The sequence below is a fragment of the Ruficoccus amylovorans genome (assembly GCF_014230085.1).
GTDB lineage: Bacteria > Verrucomicrobiota > Verrucomicrobiia > Opitutales > Cerasicoccaceae > Ruficoccus > Ruficoccus amylovorans.
On the sequence record NZ_JACHVB010000035.1, the window covers coordinates 616,455 to 632,822 of the forward strand.

The 16,368-nt window shown below is 54.0% G+C and carries 16 protein-coding genes and 1 tRNA gene; 10 read left to right on the plus strand and 7 right to left on the minus strand.

The window, feature by feature from the left end; genetic code table 11:
* Positions 1-26: 26 nt before the first annotated feature.
* Genes H5P28_RS14120 through H5P28_RS14130 form a run of 3 tightly spaced genes read left to right on the plus strand, consistent with a single transcriptional unit; the run spans position 27 to position 4,127 of the window.
* The gene (locus tag H5P28_RS14120; RefSeq protein ID WP_185676351.1) at positions 27-605 is read left to right on the plus strand and encodes a heme NO-binding domain-containing protein; all 579 of its coding nucleotides are present in this window, start codon (positions 27-29) and stop codon (positions 603-605) included.
* On the plus strand, positions 598-3,027 hold the full coding sequence (locus H5P28_RS14125) for a hybrid sensor histidine kinase/response regulator (RefSeq protein WP_185676352.1): 2,430 nt from the start codon (positions 598-600) through the stop codon (positions 3,025-3,027). Before H5P28_RS14120 ends, H5P28_RS14125 begins: the two co-directional genes overlap by 8 nt.
* Entirely contained in the window at positions 3,024-4,127 is a 1,104-nt protein-coding gene (locus H5P28_RS14130; protein WP_185676353.1) for a hybrid sensor histidine kinase/response regulator, read from the plus strand. Before H5P28_RS14125 ends, H5P28_RS14130 begins: the two co-directional genes overlap by 4 nt.
* A 177-nt stretch (positions 4,128-4,304) precedes the next feature.
* Here the strand turns inward: H5P28_RS14130 and H5P28_RS14135 are convergent, their stop codons facing one another.
* Positions 4,305-5,045 (minus strand): TetR/AcrR family transcriptional regulator, encoded by a 741-nt coding sequence (locus tag H5P28_RS14135; RefSeq protein ID WP_185676354.1) that lies wholly within the window; start codon positions 5,043-5,045, stop codon positions 4,305-4,307.
* A gap of 50 nt (positions 5,046-5,095) precedes the next feature.
* Between H5P28_RS14135 and H5P28_RS14140 the strand changes: the two genes are divergently transcribed.
* From H5P28_RS14140 to H5P28_RS14155, 4 genes are all read left to right on the plus strand, one after another.
* Entirely contained in the window at positions 5,096-5,629 is a 534-nt protein-coding gene (locus tag H5P28_RS14140; RefSeq protein WP_185676355.1) for a TolC family protein, read from the plus strand.
* Positions 5,626-6,672 (plus strand): ABC transporter permease, encoded by a 1,047-nt coding sequence (locus H5P28_RS14145; RefSeq protein WP_221773429.1) that lies wholly within the window; start codon positions 5,626-5,628, stop codon positions 6,670-6,672. The genes H5P28_RS14140 and H5P28_RS14145 overlap by 4 nt, the downstream gene beginning before the upstream one ends.
* Before the next feature lie 768 nt (positions 6,673-7,440).
* Positions 7,441-7,626, plus strand: a complete 186-nt coding sequence (locus H5P28_RS14150; protein ID WP_185676356.1) for a hypothetical protein — start codon at positions 7,441-7,443, stop codon at positions 7,624-7,626.
* A complete protein-coding gene (locus H5P28_RS14155; protein WP_185676357.1) occupies positions 7,623-8,015 on the plus strand; it encodes a type II toxin-antitoxin system death-on-curing family toxin in 393 nt (130 codons plus the stop codon). Before H5P28_RS14150 ends, H5P28_RS14155 begins: the two co-directional genes overlap by 4 nt.
* Positions 8,016-8,091: 76 nt before the next feature.
* On the opposite strand, the gene H5P28_RS14160 is transcribed toward H5P28_RS14155, so the two are convergent.
* The 3 genes from H5P28_RS14160 to H5P28_RS14170 form a co-directional block, all read right to left on the minus strand.
* Positions 8,092-8,907, minus strand: coding sequence for a hypothetical protein (locus H5P28_RS14160; RefSeq protein ID WP_185676358.1), 816 nt, complete (start codon positions 8,905-8,907; stop codon positions 8,092-8,094).
* Positions 8,908-9,368: 461 nt separating this feature from the next.
* Positions 9,369-9,761, minus strand: coding sequence for a DUF6869 domain-containing protein (locus tag H5P28_RS14165; RefSeq protein ID WP_185676359.1), 393 nt, complete (start codon positions 9,759-9,761; stop codon positions 9,369-9,371).
* Positions 9,762-9,843: 82 nt separating this feature from the next.
* A complete protein-coding gene (locus H5P28_RS14170; protein ID WP_185676360.1) occupies positions 9,844-10,911 on the minus strand; it encodes a tyrosine-type recombinase/integrase in 1,068 nt (355 codons plus the stop codon).
* 91 nt (positions 10,912-11,002) lie between these two features.
* Between H5P28_RS14170 and H5P28_RS14175 the strand changes: the two genes are divergently transcribed.
* The 3 genes from H5P28_RS14175 to H5P28_RS14185 all read left to right on the plus strand — a co-directional run bounded on the left by H5P28_RS14175 (position 11,003) and on the right by H5P28_RS14185 (position 13,446).
* A tRNA-Leu gene (locus H5P28_RS14175) sits at positions 11,003-11,089 on the plus strand.
* 58 nt (positions 11,090-11,147) lie between these two features.
* Positions 11,148-12,593 carry a tyrosine-type recombinase/integrase gene (locus H5P28_RS14180; RefSeq protein WP_185676361.1) on the plus strand — a complete coding sequence of 482 codons (1,446 nt, stop codon included), beginning with the start codon at positions 11,148-11,150 and terminating at the stop codon, positions 12,591-12,593.
* 19 nt (positions 12,594-12,612) lie between these two features.
* A complete protein-coding gene (locus tag H5P28_RS14185) occupies positions 12,613-13,446 on the plus strand; it encodes a hypothetical protein (protein WP_185676362.1) in 834 nt (277 codons plus the stop codon).
* Positions 13,447-14,203: 757 nt separating this feature from the next.
* On the opposite strand, the gene H5P28_RS14190 is transcribed toward H5P28_RS14185, so the two are convergent.
* From H5P28_RS14190 to H5P28_RS14200, 3 genes are all read right to left on the minus strand, one after another.
* A complete protein-coding gene (locus H5P28_RS14190; RefSeq protein ID WP_221773430.1) occupies positions 14,204-15,064 on the minus strand; it encodes a restriction endonuclease in 861 nt (286 codons plus the stop codon).
* Positions 15,065-15,127: 63 nt separating this feature from the next.
* Entirely contained in the window at positions 15,128-16,042 is a 915-nt protein-coding gene (locus H5P28_RS14195; protein WP_185673678.1) for an IS3 family transposase, read from the minus strand.
* Positions 16,036-16,302: a transposase gene (locus H5P28_RS14200; RefSeq protein ID WP_185673679.1), complete on the minus strand. Its 267-nt coding sequence runs from the start codon at positions 16,300-16,302 to the stop codon at positions 16,036-16,038. Before H5P28_RS14200 ends, H5P28_RS14195 begins: the two co-directional genes overlap by 7 nt.
* Between the last annotated feature and the right edge of the window lie 66 nt (positions 16,303-16,368).

A 16,368-nucleotide genomic window follows, 5' to 3' on the forward strand; every position in this document is an offset into this window, starting at 1 on the left:
ACAACCCCTAATACATCCGTGACGCTATGAAAGGCATCGTTTTTACTGAATTTCTCGAAATGGTGGAGTCTCGCTTTGGAGTGGAGATGACCGATGTGATTCTGGAAGAGGCGGACCTGCCCATGTCGCGTGGAGCCTACACTGCGGTGGGGACATACCCGCACTCTGAGATGGTTTCGCTGGTCACACACTTGAGCGGGCATTCCGGGCTTTCAGTCCCGGATTTGCTCAAGAGCTACGGGGAGCACCTTTTCGGTCGTTTTCACGCCCTGTACCCTGGGTTTTTCCGGGATGGAGGCGATGCCTTCGATTTTCTCACCAGCATCCATGAGGTTATTCACGTCGAGGTCAAAAAACTCTACCCGGACGCCGAACTGCCGAGCTTCCTTTGTTCATCGCCGGAGCCAGGTGTATTAAGGATGCACTACATATCTTCCCGGCAGATGCAGGATTTTGCCGAAGGGCTTATTATCGGCTGCCTGAAGCATTTCAATCAATCCTCCACGATAGAAAAAGAACTCCAACCCGACGGCACGACCATATTCCTCCTGCGCAAGGGGGAAACTGATCCAACGATAATTTCCCCGGCATCCGATCATGAGTGACGAACCTTCAGTCTGGCAAAAGCGCCTGGAGCGCGAGCGGGCAGCCCGCAAGCAGGCCGAGCGCCTGCTGGAGGGCAAGGCACTGGAGCTTTACCGCAAAAACCAGGAATTGGAGAAGGTTAAGGCTGATCTGAAAAAAACCGTTCAGCGACGTACGGAGGAACTGCAGTATTCCCTGCGTATGCTGCATGAGGAGGAGCACCGGTTGGCCGACCTGGCGGCGCGCTTCCCGGGAGTTATCTATCAGTGGTATCTGCGTCCCAATGGTGAATGCGGGTTTTATTATATCAGCCCCACTTGCGAGGAAACCTTTGGTTTCACCGCCGAGGCGGCTTTGAAGGACTGGACCGTGATCCAGATTCATCCGGATGACCAGCAGCGTTGGGATTCTTCTGCCGAGGCGGCGATATCCGGGCAGATAGACTGGGATTTCGAAGGGCGCATCATCACTTCCGGCGGAGTGGTCAAGTGGATGCGCGGCTGCGGCCGGCCGGTGAGAGGGCGCAACGAGGAGATCGTTTTCAACGGGATGATGATGGACATCACCCCCCTCAAAAAAGCGGAGGAGGAACTGCGTCGCTTGTCGCTGGTGGCGAGCAGGACGATCAACGGGGTCGTCATCACCGATGAGTCCGGTTACATTATTTGGGTCAATCGGGCCTTTTCCAGCATCACCGGCTACGATATCAGCGAAGCTGTTGGCAAGAAGCCAGGTCATCTCCTTCAAGGCCCGCTGACCGATCCGGATACGATTAAGTACATCAGCCGCCAATTGTTGAATCAGCGGCCTTTTAGCGCCGAGTTGCTCAACTACCACAAAAACGGAAATACGTACTGGCTGAGGCTGGATGTGAATCCGCTCTTCGATGATAACGGCAGGCTGACGAATTTCGTGGCGCTGGAGACAGACATTACCCGGCAGAAGGAAACCGAAGAGGCCCTTCGAATGGCGCGGCAGATGGCCGAGGCAGCCGCACGGGAAGCGGAGGAGGCCAATCAGGCCAAGAGCCGCTTCCTGGCTAATATGAGCCATGAGATCCGGACTCCGCTCAATGGCATCCTCGGCTACGCGCAGATCATGGCCCGCCGGAAGGACCTGAGTCCGGACATTAAGGATATGATCCGTACGATTGGCCGTAGTGGGGAGCATTTGCTGCGGCTGATCGACGACATTCTTGATCTTTCCAAGATCGAGGCGGGCAAGCTGGAACTGCATGAGGACCACTTTGCCCTGATGGCTTTTCTGCGCGAACTGGAGGACATGCTCCTGCCCAGGGCCGAGGCCAAGAACATTCGGCTTCGGTTTGTGCCTTGGGATTATGAGGCGGGTGTTAGCCAGGTGTTTGGCGAAAGGATGGTCTGCATGGACGAAAAAGCCCTCCGCCAAATCCTGCTAAACCTGGTTGGCAATGCTATCAAGTTCACCCAGGTGGGTGGGGTGAGTATCCGCTATGGCCTCACTTCGGCCGGACGCCTCCGTTTCGAAATCGAAGATACCGGAACGGGTATCGACACTAGCGAGCAAGCCGGTGTCTTTAATGCCTTTGAGCAGGCTGAAAAGGGGCGGAGAAGTATTGGGGGAACCGGGCTGGGACTGGCTATCAGCAAGCGTTTGTGCGAACTGATGAACGGAGAGATCGGGCTGGAGTCTGAACTGGGAACCGGCTCGCTGTTTTGGGTGGAATTACCCTTGCGGGCATCCGATGCCCCGATGCGCGAGCCCGAGGTTCGGCTCCCGGATATTTCCGGCTACGAGGGCGAGCCTCGTCGGGTGCTGGTCGTCGATGATAATGTCGATAATCGTGTCGTGTTATCGGACCTCTTGACTTCGGTCGGTTTTGAGGTGAACAAAGCCTCGGATAGTCAGGAGGCCTTGGACTGGATCGAACGGGAACTTCCCGATCTGATTCTGACCGATCTGGTCATGCCGAATGTGAGTGGCTTCGAGCTATGCCGCATGATCCATGAAGACCCCCGCGTGAAACATGTGCCGGTGGTTGCCGTCTCGGCCAGCCTGATGCGTAGTGCCGAGAACAAGGAACGGCTCATGCCTTTTGCCGCATTTGTCAGCAAACCCATTATGGTGGACGAACTTTACCGCGAAGTCGGGCGGCTGTTGGGGTTGACTTGGCGCTACGTCAAAGATGTGCCCATAACGCCTCTCCCATCGGCGAGTATGCCGGGGAACCGGCCCGCCCCCGATACGCTGACCGAACTGCTGGACCTGGCGGAACTGGGAGACATGTTGGAGGTTCAGCGCCGCCTCGTGCAGCTCGTACGCCAATATCCGCAATGGGAGAAGTACTATCGCAGGCTGGAATCGCTGGCCAACGATTTCCAGGCGGACGCTCTTGCCCACCTGATTCGCGAAACCCTCGGCGGTGATGGGACCGCATCCGAATCGAATCCGGAGATAACATGAGCGAACAAAGGCAGAGTACCTTGCTGGTGGTGGACGATAACCCGACGAACCTGAGGGTTATTTGTGCCTTTCTGGCCGAGAAGGGGTTTCGCCTCTTGACGGCCGAGAGCGGAGAAAGTGCCTTGCGGCGCATGGAGCGATCCGCTCCTGACCTGGTGCTGATGGACGTGATGATGCCCGGCATGGACGGCTTCGAAACGGTCACCAAACTACGCGAGCAGTCCCGGTTTGTGGACGTGCCCGTCATTTTCATGACGGCCCTGGATGACACCCCAAGCAAGCTCAAGGGCTTTGCCAGCGGGGGGATGGACTACATCAGTAAGCCACTCCAGTATGAAGAGTTGCTGGCCCGCATCCAGACCCACTTGGAACTGCATCGGCTGAAGGAGGCTTTGCGCCGGGAAATTGCCCAAAAGAATGCCTTGATCGCCGAGTTGCACGCTTATGACCACACGGTTGCCCATGACCTGAAGAACCCGATTGCAGGCATCATCATTGCGACGCAGGCCTACCGCCAAATGGACGATGTCACGACGGAGGAAACCGAAGAGATCATTGATATGATTGAGCAAAGCGCCGGTATTTGTAGTGCAATGATCGGTGAGTTGCTGACCTTTGCCACGCTACGCCAGGAAGAAATCACGCTTGGGCCGACCGACGTTTACGGGGCATTAAAACGCAGCACGGACCGTCTGTCGGCCTTGATCCGGGAGAGCGGGGCGGAGATTACCATGCCCGCTTCCCTCCCGTCGGCTTTGGGCTATGGTCCGTGGTTGGAAGAGGTCTGGGCCAACCTGATCAGTAATGCGATCAAGTACGGCGGGGAGCCTCCCCGGATCAAGATTGTATCGCGCCCGCTGGGGCCGTCGCAGGTGCAGTATCTGGTCATGGACAATGGCGAAGGTCTCAGGCCGGGACAGCCTCAAAAACTGTTTGATCCGTTTGTGCGGGCGCACAGTTCCATTGGCGGATTCGGGTTGGGCCTTTCGATTGTGAGGCGGGTTGTGCAACGGTTGGGCGGGTCGGTCGAAGCCGGTAATCGCACTGACGCGCCCGGAGCCCAATTCAGTTTTACCTTGAGAACCACTGTCCATGACTGAACCTGAATCCATCATCACCCAATCCCGGCAGGTCGAGAGCCTGTCAGTTCCCGCTGTGCTGGCACAGACGAGATACTGTCCAAGCGCTTCAGCCCGATGGAGTTGACCCGTAAAATCAAAACCCTGTTGCAAGCCGATGGCTAAGGGGCTCGATCCGGCTGCCTTTTTGTGCGTGTGTTATCTGTCACAGGAAACGGATACAGATCGGCGGGATGGCGTCAGGGCCGGGGCGTGTGCATGGCCTGTATGTTCATGCAGGCCGTGCAGGGCAAAGGCATGCACGCTTTCGGCCAATGCCTCGATTTGTGGCCGTGTTTTTGGAATGACCCCCGGGAAGCGTTCGAGAATCGGACGGCAAAGCGCGAACTGGATACAGAGCAGGAGAATCCGGTTTGTGTTTTCTTCAACGCGCGCCGAATTTGCACCCGGCCCCATCTCGCGCCGGACGATGGTGGCCAGTTGCTGGCGAAGCGGCAGGAATAGCTCGCGAACCAGGTCATTGAATACGCTGGTGGGTTGCGCAAGCTCGCGCATCATCAGGGTAGGGAGGTAGGGGAAGTTGCGACGGCGCTCCAGCAGCGCTACCATAAATAGCCGGATGAATTTGAGTAACGCCAGGGAAGCGGGGCCGCTGTAATCTTCATCCTTGATCGAGCCCCTTTCGGTCAGGTCGTGGTAGGCGCCAAAAATGGTTTCCCGGTAAAGTGCTTCCTTGGTCCCAAAGTAGTAACGGATTGAACCGAGATTTGCGCCCGCCCGCTGGCAGATGACGCGCACGCTTGAAGCCCGGAACCCCTCCTGCGCGAAGACTTCTCCGGCAGCATGGATAATACGCGTACGCGTCTCCTGTCCATCCTCACGGCGTGGGGCTGTCCGGGGAGAGTTCTTTTTTTGCTGCTGGGTTGACTTCGGCTTCAAAATATCCTTTATCTTATACGAGCGTATAACTTAAAGCCTCTTCACCTTCAATGCTAAAAGTGCGCTTCCATTTCCTGATCTGCCCGGCAATATGCCTTTTGCTGGTGGTGGGGTGCACAGTCGGGCCTGACTATCATGGGGTGGAGCCGGCGGAGTCTGCGCTGGTCTGGCGTGGCGATACTACGCTGGATGACTCCGCCGGAAGTGTGGTCATGCCCGAGACACGGTGGTGGGAGCGTTTTGAAGACCCCGAATTGAACCGTTTGGTGGAAGAAGCCCTGGCGGGTAATTTCGATCTGGCCCAGGCCGCCTCGCGTGTGCAAGCGGCGTACGGGCAGAGGGGCATTGCCAATGCGGACCGTCTGCCGCAGCTCAGCGCCGGGGGCGCTTATAATGCTATCGGGCTGGGGAAACGAGCCCCGCATTTTGTCCCGACCAATTCCAGCGAGGACTTCCAGATACTCGGTGCCGGAGCCATTGCGACGTGGGAGGTCGATCTGTGGGGTCGTGTCAAGCGGCTGGTCGAGGCCGCGGATGCCAACACCGAAGCCGCCCGCGACGCTTTGAGCAACTGCTGGGCATGAGCGGGCTGGCCCCTTTTACCGCGCGGTTGGCGGGCAAGCTTTCCGGCGGCATGAAGCAGAAGCTTGGGCTGGCCTGCTGCCTGGTCAAGAGCCCGCAGTTACTGCTTCTGGACGAGCCGACTGTCGGGGTGGACCCGGTCTCGCGGCGTGAGTTGTGGGCGATTGTGCAGCAACTGGTCCGGGAGGACGGTATCGGGGTGCTCCTGGCCACGGCTTACCTCGATGAGGTCGATCTGTGCCACGAAGTTTACATGCTTGAAAAAGGGCAGGTGCGGGAAGCCGGGCCGCCGGAGCATTTTCATCGGCTGGTGCAGGGACGTGTCTTTGTGCTTCAACCAGCCGCGCATGTGAATCCGCGTCTGTTGCAGTCCGCCGCGCTGACGCATCAGTCCGTGCTCGATGCGACCATCCGCTCAGGCAAAGTGCGTTGCGTGCTGGCGGAAGGAGCCCTCCACCCCTGGGAAGAGAAGGAGCCTGGGAAGCTGGTTGCACAGGTAGAGGCGGCGACTCCGAATTTCGAGGATGCCTTTATGGCGCTCTCACAACACCAGCATGCCGTCCTGCCCAAGGGTAGACGTCCGTGGGAAATCCTGGTCGGGAAAGCGATTCCGGGTATTGCTTTTGGTCTCATTGACAGACTGCTTTTGTCGCTGGCAGCTGTGTATTGGTTTGGGTTGCCATTTCGGGGTACTTTCCTGGCGCTGCTGCTGGCGCTATTGCTTTTCTTTATTTCCATCGTGGGGGTGGGGTTGCTGATCTCGTCCCTGTGCATGACGATGCAACAGGGGCTGCTGGGGGCCTTTATCTTTATTATGCCCTCGGTCATTTTGTCGGGATTCGCGACTCCAATCGCGAACATGCCGATATGGCTCCAGTATGTCACACTGGCCAACCCCTTACGCTACGCCGTGGATGCCTTGCGGATTATTTTCCTGCAAGGTGCTGATATGGGCGGGACCTGGCACCTGCTTTGGCCGCTTATCCTGATCTCACTCATAACATTGCCACTGGCCCCCTGGATGTTCCGACTACGTTCGGAGTGATTGCTGGTCGGTGGAGGGGGGCAAGTAAAGTGAGTGTCCCGGTGATTTTAACCTCGTGTCCAAGGTCATTTCAGGCGTGTGGGACTCGATTAAGCGAGATATTCCCTTAGGGGCTGAAGTAGCCAAGGTTAGTGTTTGGTCTCGGCATAGCAGCGTTTAAGCTGGCGGAGGAGGATTTTAGGGTTACCTGGATGAAAGCGCCATTCTCACTCGGCGAAGCTCAGCCATCAGGGTGTCACGCTTGGACTTGGCGTTCCTGAGGTTTTTGGTTTCAAGAGATTTTTCGAATAATCTTGCCCCCAATTTTCGTCCGCAAATAGTAAGCCCTCAGCCTATGACGGACAATATTTTCAGCTTTGACAGACTCCCAATCGCTCATGCCGCCTTTGTTTGATGCGTGTGCTTGGTTGTCAAGCAGTGGTCAAATTTGGTGGTCAACGGACTTATGTTAAATACCGTAAGAATTTGATAATCAACATGCTCAGGTGGCGGAATTGGCAGACGCACTGGACTTAGGAAGCTAAAGGGCGGTTCTCGCCCAAATCAGCCCGTTCCCTCTTACGTTATCGGGTGTCTATCAGCCAAAGACTTAGGCCATTTGAGCCGTCATCCCGTTTCGGCCTGTATGTGCCCATTTCGCCGCACCGGGTTACAAAACGGGTTACTATTTTGTCATGGGCTGCACGCTTTGCGGGAGAGTGGGCGACTGGTCTGGTCCGATAATGCGGAGTTGCAAAAATCCCCAAGATAATGGATAGTGTTGCCATCATGAACGCCTTGGAAGTAATCGAGCAATTCAAGCGCCTGCCCCAGCAGGAACAGGGCAAGGTCGTCGAGTTTATCCAGCAGGATGTCTCGGCCAAGGTGCGCCATGCCGATGACAAAGCCGCGATGGCTGCTGCCCGGGCGGTCTTTGACGAGCATCCCGAACTCTTCCGCAAGCTGGCTCAATGAGCGAGGGGCCTGTCTTCCTGACAGCGACCCAAGTTGAGGCTTTCCATGCGCTGGCCTTGGAATTGCATGGGGGCAGTGAAGGCCTGCGCGAGCGTTCCTTGTTCGAAAGCGCCGTGGCTCAGGCGCAGAACGTTTATTGGTACGGGCATGGTGACCTCTACGACATCGCGGCGGCCTATTGCTTCCACCTCGCCCAAGCCCAAGCCTTTCTGGACGGCAATAAGCGCACGGCTGTGGCCGCTGCCCTGACCTTCCTAAAGCTCAACGGGATCAATACGGGAATCAACCTGACTGCACCGCTTTATCGCGCCCTGATCGAAATCGCCAAACACCGCTTGGACCGTGACGGCCTGGCTCAGCGCTTGCGCGAATTGCTGGGTGGGGGGTAGGGGGCGCTCAACTGCACTCGATATATCACAACGGCTTGGCTCAAGCCGCCTACTTAAAACGGGTTACTCGGATAGTCTAAGACCTGGGGATAGCCGCCATAGAGCTTTTCATTATTTCATTGGCTTGTGCATGAGCATCTTTGCTCAATGTCTTTCCTGAGGTGATTTCGCCTGCGGTTTCAAGGAACTTCGTTTCTATACTGTTTTGTATCCAAGAAACTAATAGAGTTTCCTGCTTATCAAATTCCGATAAGCTACTGGCTCCCAGGACGTCAGATAATATTTTCCTAAGATGTTCGTCCTTGTTCCATGTCGGGCTTTTAGGGTCTTTCAGGCACTCCACTAATAACATACAGATACGTAAGCAAATAGCTTGATAGGCAAATGCGAGTGCCCACAGGTGTTCACCGGAGTATAGTCTATTTGTCGCTAACGGGCCATTTCTATCTATACAGCCTTTCATTATAGATTTTAGGTTAATGTCCCCAAACAGATCCCTAAATTTAGGGTTATTCAGACTACCCTGGTATTGGGTTACATATAGGACGTCGATGAAGGTTAAATATGCTCCAGTCTCTTTTTTTACGTGTAAAATTTGACCCCAGAGGGTTTCGATCGACTGTAGTTTACGTTCCATTACAGCTTTTTGGCCTGTTAAGAGCGCATTGACTACAAGCTCTGAAGAGCTAATTCCTTGGTCAACTTGGCTCTGTAGTTTGAGCAGATGTTCGCTGTAGGATTCTGCCAGCGTGGCTTTGTGTGTTTCGAGTTTTGTGTCGTATTCGTTTTTGATGCTTTCTTTTATCCGAGTGCCTATCCACTCTCGAAGAAGCCAAACAACGAAACCGGCAGTTGCTGACGAGGTAAGTATAGTCGTTAATGCGAAGTTCATTTCCTAAGGCCTCCTTTGGCTTTCCGTCTTATTTTTTGATGAGGTCAGTTTTTATTGAAATCGTCAAGGTGGGAAGGCGCATGAGAATATCGAAATTACAGCGGACAGTTATTGTTCATGGTAACAAGGAAAAGGCCGCTGCGCGGCAAGGGCTTTTGAGGGGTGTTCGGTTGAGTTGTTATTCTTTAGACAAGGAAGGGCGGCGGTGCCGCCCGGGGCAACGCCGGGCAGTGCGGGCGCGCCCTCCGGCGCGCTCCGCGCTGCCCTGTCGTCGCCCGTGGGCGTGAGGATGCCCAGTGCTTTCCGAAAAGGCCTGGCATTCTCCCCGTTCGCGTCGGGGGAAGCCACCGGCGGGTTCACCCGTCCGCCGCCTGATCCGTTCGGCGCAAGCGAGCTTTGGGAGCACGCTTTCTTGCGCCGCTCGGGGCGGCTAACCCGTGGGCCGACGCTACCGGTTTGCTTTAACGTCTAGGGTCAGCCCAAATGCTGGTATCCCGAACTGCTTTCACTCGGTTCCAAATTTCATCGGTCATGGTATTCTGCCACACACCACCGAGCACCTGCGCGAAAGCATTGTCGGACCTGGCTTTCTGTTCTATTCTGTTTATGACGGCGTTTCCATGATTTGCCAATAGGTCTTCAACTGGACCGGCTGCAAACACCTCAATCAGTTTTTGCTCGTGATCGGCTTCGTGGATGGCTTCAACAATGGCCAACGAATACTCCGCATCCTTCCATATGGCATTCGCCAGGAGGTCTTCGACCCAACTGCTGAGCTCCCTCTCCCTTTCTGGAATGCTTTTATCCCAGTAGGCTAACCAGAATTGAGCAACGATTTTAGGGTCTAAAAGCATTTTAAATGCTATTGATTCGAGATATTCTGTTTCAACTAAAATCTGTTCGTACTTACAATTCTCATGGGAGTGGCTTTTGCTCTCAGGTCATCAGCTTGGCCATTTCGTAGGAATGGGTGTCGCGGAGGTGGCCGTAGGTTTTGGCGACGAGGAGGCCGCCGTCTTTGTGGCCGATCCAGGCGGCGATCGTTTTGAAGTCTACGCCTTTCTCAATGGCGTTGCTGACGAAGTAATGCCGCAGGCAGTGGTGGGTGAAGTGCGGCAGTTTGGCCCGTTCGCAGGCGTTCTCGATAGCGGTGCGCGCGCTACGGATATTGACGACCCGGTCAGCCGGTGAAGGTTGTGGGCTGGTCTCGGCCAAGAGTTGCTCCAGCAAATCGCGCAGGGCAGGGAAGAGCGGGACGACGCGCGATTCACGGCTCTTGGTGCCGAACTCGCCGCCGGTGACGAGGAAGCTCCCGCGCTCGAAGTCCACTTCGCGCCAGGTCAGTTGCGTGGCCTCGGTCAGACGCATGCCGGAGTGGGCGAGCAGTTGTAGCAGCTTGACGGCCTCTAGAGCGCGGGCATCCTGCCCCGCGACAGCTTGCAGGAGCGTTTCAAACTCAGCTTTCGACGGGATGAGGATTTCCTTGTTGGTGATCTTGCGGCGGCGGATGCGCTGGGTGGGGTTGCTCAGGATGACGCCAGCGGTGACAGCATAATCAAAGATCGCCTTAAAGACCTCAATATCCTTGTTGAAGGTGGAGGCAGCGATACCCTTACCCCGGCGCGCTGCCCAGCTTTCACAGTCGCGGGTCGTGATGTCAGCGATAGGGCGCTGTCCAAAGCTTTCGCAAATGCCTTTCATGCAGTGGCGAACCCGCTCGGCAGAAGATGCTTTCAGGTGGCCGTGGTAAGTTTCAAACCAGCGCTCGGCATAGTGGCTAAAGGGCTGTTTTCGTTCGGCTGAGGTTGCCTTGAGCTGGCCGACCTGTTCGCGAAATTCCTTCAGCCGACGTTCTGCGAGTTTGCGGTCTTGCGTTCGCAGAGATTTTTTAATCTGTTTGCCGCTTCGCTTAACCAGCGCGTAATACGTACCCGATGACAGGTTCCGATACAGGCACTCTCCAACCTTGGCAAACGAAGCTGACGTTTTCGCTTGTGTGGCCATGCCTGTTTAGCATAGGGTTACAAAAATGGGTGACAAGCCTCGATTTGTGGAGGCCTTATTTTGTCCTTAAGGCGTTGTTTAATAATAGTATGCTCAGGTGGCGGAATTGGCAGACGCACTGGACTTAGGATCCAGTGGCCGCAAGGCCGTGCGGGTTCGAGTCCCGCCCTGAGCACCATTTATTCAAGCGGATTGCGGTTGACTGTCAGTGAGAGTCAGTGGATAATTGCGGCATAATGCAGCCGAAACCGAAGCGCCGCAAGCTGCCGAAGCCCTCCGTTTTCAAGTATGGAGACCGTTGGGTCTGTGAATATTACCTCTTCGACGAGGAAGGACGGCCCAAGCCATCCCGCAAATCTTTTGTCCGCGATTTGCAGCGACAGGGCCAGGAGCCGACGCTGGAAGCCCAGCGGACGGCGGCGATTAATTACCGCGACGCGATCCTGAAAGAAAAGCGGGAGCAGGAACGGTTGGAGCGTCGGGAGCGGGAGCAGACTTACCTGACGCTGGCCGAACTCAAGGAGGCCAAGGTCGCCTTCGGTATCTTCAACCAGATCCCCTCCCGGAGCAAAAGCCTCGTTGATGCGGTCATCCTCTACCGTGAGCATTTGAAGCTCGCCGAAGACAGCCCTTCCCTCAAGCACTGCGTGCAGGTCTTTCTTGGGCGCAAAAAAGAGGCTGCTGGTCTGGACGAAGGCGATCAGCGCCTCAGCCCGGAAACCTACCGGACACTCCGGCAGCGTCTCAATCACATGGTGGGCTATTTTGAAGCCCAGAAGCTGGGGGACATCAAGTTGGGTCAAGTGACCTCCAAGCACTTGATTGGTTATTTCGAGAGTCTGGAGGCTTCCGACCGCACCCGGCGCAACTACGTAAACGACATTGGCAACTTTTTTAACGATGCCGCCGACCCGAAGGACAAGAACCGCTTCATCAACGAGAATCCGATGGATGGGGTCTATGTCTATTTCCGCAAGTTTAACAAGGGTAAGGCCGCTCAGAACCGTAAGAAGACCCACCGGAAGGCACCGACGATCCTGCAACTGGATCAGGTGCGCCATGTGCTCCGGGTGGCAATGGAGGCCCGCGAGGAAGGAATGCTGGGTTTCACGGTGGCGGGTCTGTTTCTGGGGATGCGCCCGAGCGAAGTTGTCGAAATGAGCGAGCAGGATGATTTTTGGGAACGCTTTATCAAATTGGAGGAGGGTATTGTGCGCGTGGATGGGGTTGGCAAAAAGCGTGACCAGCGCATCATCCTCATGAGTGACAACTGCAAGGCGTGGCTACAATACTTGCAGGAACACCAGCTTCCTTTCTGCTACCAGCGCAAGAAAACCGGCATTCACCTGCCCTTTGCGACTTTCCGGGCGCGTGCTTTCCTGTTTGAGGACGGCCAGGCCGATAAACTGATCAAGCTACGCCGGAAACGTCGCGCTCACAACCCCTACACGCCCGAGGAAAAGTCCTTTGTGACCGCCTGCAACAAGCAGTTGGGTGCGTATGAAGACGTGTTGCGACACACCTTCGGCAGCAATTTCTACTACGCCAACGGCTACGATAAAAACAAGACCATCGAGCAGATGGGCCACAGTGGCGAAGTTTTCGTGGAGCACTATCGCGGCCTCCTCAATAATCCCAAGGACGCCGAGGCGTATTTTGAGCTTTATCCCGACGATATTTGATGTGAATTGCTTTTGTGTAATGAGTGATTTTCAGGATGCCAAAATTCCGATCTATTTAGATCCTAAAGATCGAACGTTGATCGATTCCACTAGCGAAGCGCCTGTGCCCGACGAGTGGTATCCTATGAATGGGGCAGCAGATCGTTTGCTAAAGTGTCAAGAAGCGCTTAAGGATGTTGAGCAAATCCTTGAAACATATGTCGCAGCGAAAGCAAAAGACAAGCGTCGTCGTCGGTTGCGGGCTATGTTTGTACCACTGCACTCCTTATGTGTAAATATAGTGGAGGTGATCGACCAGATACAGACAGACAAGACTATACACAGTCAGATCCCTTCTGATACTCCAGCGACTTTGACTCGCTTGAAGTCTCTTTTGGTAAACAGTGTTCCTTTTGACCGAAAGGGAAAGCTTGGTATGCTAAGGAATCGAGTATCCGCGCATTATGAGAGGAAAATGTCTCCTACAGAAATGCGTAGCTTACTGAACTCGACCAATACAACAGAAATTGGAGAATGGCTGCATAAGGCCATCGCCATTCTTTGTGATTTACTAAAACTGGATGCCTACATGTGGCGCGCAGATGGACCGACAGACGATACTGTCATCATGATGTGCCAAGAGCCTGTGATTTCTGTCCTTGGCGTCAAGGATGGCTCTATCCAAAGCCTGAAAGGTGCCTACCTCAGGAAAATATCGCCAAGAAATTTTATAATAAATGATATTATCTCAGTGACAGAATCGTCCCAATGTCTATTTGAATGCCATAGTAATTACAGGATTGAGAAATTCGTTGAGGATGGTGAATTCCATTGGGCAAAATCTCTTTCATTGTTTGGAAGTAGGCCGGAATAGAATGTTGTTTGATGCTCTATAATGCTTACGTAAAAACGTGGTTAATAGAGTCACCAAGAAGGTTGTAAAATGTCGAGATTACTGGAAAATGCGAGAAAAACATGTCTGGTAATACGAATAACAGGATTTAGTTATGTAGTCTGTCGTTCGTGACATTTACTATGACATGAGCGGCATACTGAAACTAGGTCGCTGTCATATTCATCACCAACACGTTCGTAAGTAAGATGGTGCACTTGAGTTGCATTTTTAGTCATACAGATCTGACAGATGTAACTGTCTCTATCTAGTATGCGTCGTCTACGTATCCTCCATTCTTCAGAACTTAGATATTTTTCATAGCGATCCCACCATCCGTCGATGTCCCATGCGTATAATCGTCTGATTTTTTCGGAATATTCACGCTTTGTTATGTAATATTTATTGTATAAAACTTTATCCCAAAGTTCAGTAAACCCATGCTCTTTTACATAAGCTCTCACGGTCTTATAGCTCAGTTGCGTTGGAAGTAAGGGGGCTCCACAATTTGGGCACTGTAATCGAAAGTAAGGGTGTCCGTTTGCTTTTATGCCTTTTAGCCTTGGGCGCGCATTCTCGTGCTGACAGGGCATGAGCCGAGACATCTCTTCGCAAAATTTAGGATAGTCAAATGGCTGTCGATTTACTCTCACTGTAGATGCCTTAATATATGTATACTGCCTTCTCGTTTAAGTATGGTTTTGACAATGTGCGCTATGTGTTTATTGGATATTTCAACCTAAAATAAATCTCTTACTGGGGCATAATAGATGCCGGTTTCGGCGGCATATCTAACTTTACGTTGCATTATTTGCGTAAAAGGAAGCCTTAGGCGTAGCATTTCGGAAATGTCAAAACCGTCCATGCAAACAATACGTTTTCCTTTTCCGAAGGCTGTTAAGCCATCTTTTGAAAACCCGCTATTGCTTACGAATAGTCCTCGGGACCATGCTGCTTTTTCGCCGATCTTTCCTTCAAAGTTATGCAAATCTGCTACTCCAATGGGTTTGTTCTCCCACTTTGCTTCCAGCAAGTAGGTTTCTCCATCCATCGTGAAACTGCCGTCAATTTGTTCGCCTACTAGTCGAAATGAAGCGCGAGCGGATAGGCCGTTTAGATCAAACATGGATCTGAGAAATGATTCAAATGCATAGCCACGCTTTCTGGGTTCAAGTGAGGTTAAACTTATTAAATTAGTTATGAGTTTATCCGCCACGGAATTATCAATTGTCTGAATCTCTTCCGTTGTTTGTGAATCCTGACCGATAGGCAATCTTCCTCCAAGGCGTTCTATTAATTTAGCAAACTGCGGTCTCAGTTTGGGGAACGGATCTTCCTTGTCATCAATACTTAGCATGTTTTCTCGATATTGCCATAAGGCGAGAAGCGATTTCAGGATTTGAGGGGGTGGAGCATGGCGCAGAAAGAATCTAAGTCGTTTTGCCTTGCTTGTTCCATCAGCTTCATAACTTGGTGAGTAAATGTCTGCCCCAACTTCTTGGCTAAAAAGTTCGTGAAAAGTTTGATTTGAAAAATCCAACACGTATCCCGATTCCATTTCAAAGATTTTATCCAGAAGCCGGAAGTCACTTGACTTCAATATGGTGGTAGTGGTCGGCCCCCACTTTTCGTACCAGAGCGATGAGACGCTGGCTGGGTAGGATTATGTTGGTTGGGTTATGGTTTGCGGGAGTGCTTGGTGCAGTGAGCCCGTAGGGCGAACGGAGCCAAGCACTGCCTTGGTTTGATGCCAGAGTTTGGCAAAGGCGTCGGGGGATATAAAGCCCAAACGGCTGTGCGGATGCTGGCTGTTGTATTTGCGTCGCCAGTTTTCGATGACGACGCGCGCTTCGGTCAGGGAGAGGAACCACTCCTGCTTGAGGCACTCGTCCTGCAGGCGGTTGTGGAAGCTCTCCACGTGAGGGTTTTGCCAGGGCGAGCCCGGCTCGATGTAGAGGGTTTTGATGCGTTTGGATTCCAGGTAGTCCTTGGTCGCCGTAGCGATAAACTCCGGCCCGTTGTCGGAACGGATGTGCTCGGGAGCACCGTGCTTGGCGATGGCTTTGTCCAAGGCCGCGACGATGTCGGCTGACTTCAGCCCGCGAGCCACCGTCAGGCTGATGCACTGGCGGGTAAACTCGTCGATCAGACTGAGCACCCGCAGAGGCGCTCCATTGTCGGTGCGATCCGCCACGAAGTCCCAACTCCACACGTGCCGCGGATGCGTCGCCGCGGTCGGGATCTTGCCGGTGGACTTGCCCTGACGCCGTTGCCGGGGGCGCGGCGGCTTCACGCCCAGCCCTTCAGCCCGGCGTACCTTTTGTACCAGCTTGCGGCTGACCTGCCAGCCTTCGTTGGCCAGCAGCGCTCGTACGCGACGATAACCGTAGCGCGGGTTGGTCCGGCTCACCGCGATGATCGCACGCACGAGGCGAACCATCTTGTCGGTGGCGGTTTTAGCCCGGTAGCAGAAGCTCGACCAGTGCAGACGAAGATACCGACAGGCGGCCCGTAACGAGCACGTTCCCGACTCGGCCACCTCGCGCACCGCTTCGCGCTTGTGCCCCGGGCTTACCATTTTTTTGCGTTTACCTGCTCCAGTACTTTGATGTTCAAAAGCTGGTCGGCCACCAGTTTCTTCAGCTCGGCGTTCTCGCGCTCAAGCTCCTTCAGACGCTTCACATCGCGCAGCTCCATCTGTCCGTACTTGCTCTTCCAACGATGGAAGCTCGCTTTGCTCACATTGTGCTCGCGGCAAACATCGTCCACGCTGCGGCCTTCGTCTGCCTCGCGCAGGAGCGCCACGATTTGCTCTTCGGTGTATCTCTTTCGTTTCATACTTCTGGTCGGGTTCTACCCGCCAGGGTCTCAAACGCAATGGTACGATTCTAGGAGGTCACGCCA

Coding starts and splice junctions, on each gene's coding strand:
- H5P28_RS14120 (WP_185676351.1), top strand. CDS start 27: ATGAAAGGCATCGTTTTTACTGAATTTCTCGAAATGGTGGAGTCTCGC.
- H5P28_RS14125 (WP_185676352.1), top strand. CDS start 598: ATGAGTGACGAACCTTCAGTCTGGCAAAAGCGCCTGGAGCGCGAGCGG.
- H5P28_RS14130 (WP_185676353.1), top strand. CDS start 3,024: ATGAGCGAACAAAGGCAGAGTACCTTGCTGGTGGTGGACGATAACCCG.
- H5P28_RS14140 (WP_185676355.1), top strand. CDS start 5,096: ATGCTAAAAGTGCGCTTCCATTTCCTGATCTGCCCGGCAATATGCCTT.
- H5P28_RS14145 (WP_221773429.1), top strand. CDS start 5,626: ATGAGCGGGCTGGCCCCTTTTACCGCGCGGTTGGCGGGCAAGCTTTCC.
- H5P28_RS14150 (WP_185676356.1), top strand. CDS start 7,441: ATGAACGCCTTGGAAGTAATCGAGCAATTCAAGCGCCTGCCCCAGCAG.
- H5P28_RS14155 (WP_185676357.1), top strand. CDS start 7,623: ATGAGCGAGGGGCCTGTCTTCCTGACAGCGACCCAAGTTGAGGCTTTC.
- H5P28_RS14160 (WP_185676358.1), bottom strand. CDS start 8,907: ATGAACTTCGCATTAACGACTATACTTACCTCGTCAGCAACTGCCGGT.
- H5P28_RS14165 (WP_185676359.1), bottom strand. CDS start 9,761: ATGCTTTTAGACCCTAAAATCGTTGCTCAATTCTGGTTAGCCTACTGG.
- H5P28_RS14170 (WP_185676360.1), bottom strand. CDS start 10,911: ATGGCCACACAAGCGAAAACGTCAGCTTCGTTTGCCAAGGTTGGAGAG.
- H5P28_RS14180 (WP_185676361.1), top strand. CDS start 11,148: ATGCAGCCGAAACCGAAGCGCCGCAAGCTGCCGAAGCCCTCCGTTTTC.
- H5P28_RS14185 (WP_185676362.1), top strand. CDS start 12,613: ATGAGTGATTTTCAGGATGCCAAAATTCCGATCTATTTAGATCCTAAA.
- H5P28_RS14195 (WP_185673678.1), bottom strand. CDS start 16,042: ATGGTAAGCCCGGGGCACAAGCGCGAAGCGGTGCGCGAGGTGGCCGAG.
- H5P28_RS14200 (WP_185673679.1), bottom strand. CDS start 16,302: ATGAAACGAAAGAGATACACCGAAGAGCAAATCGTGGCGCTCCTGCGC.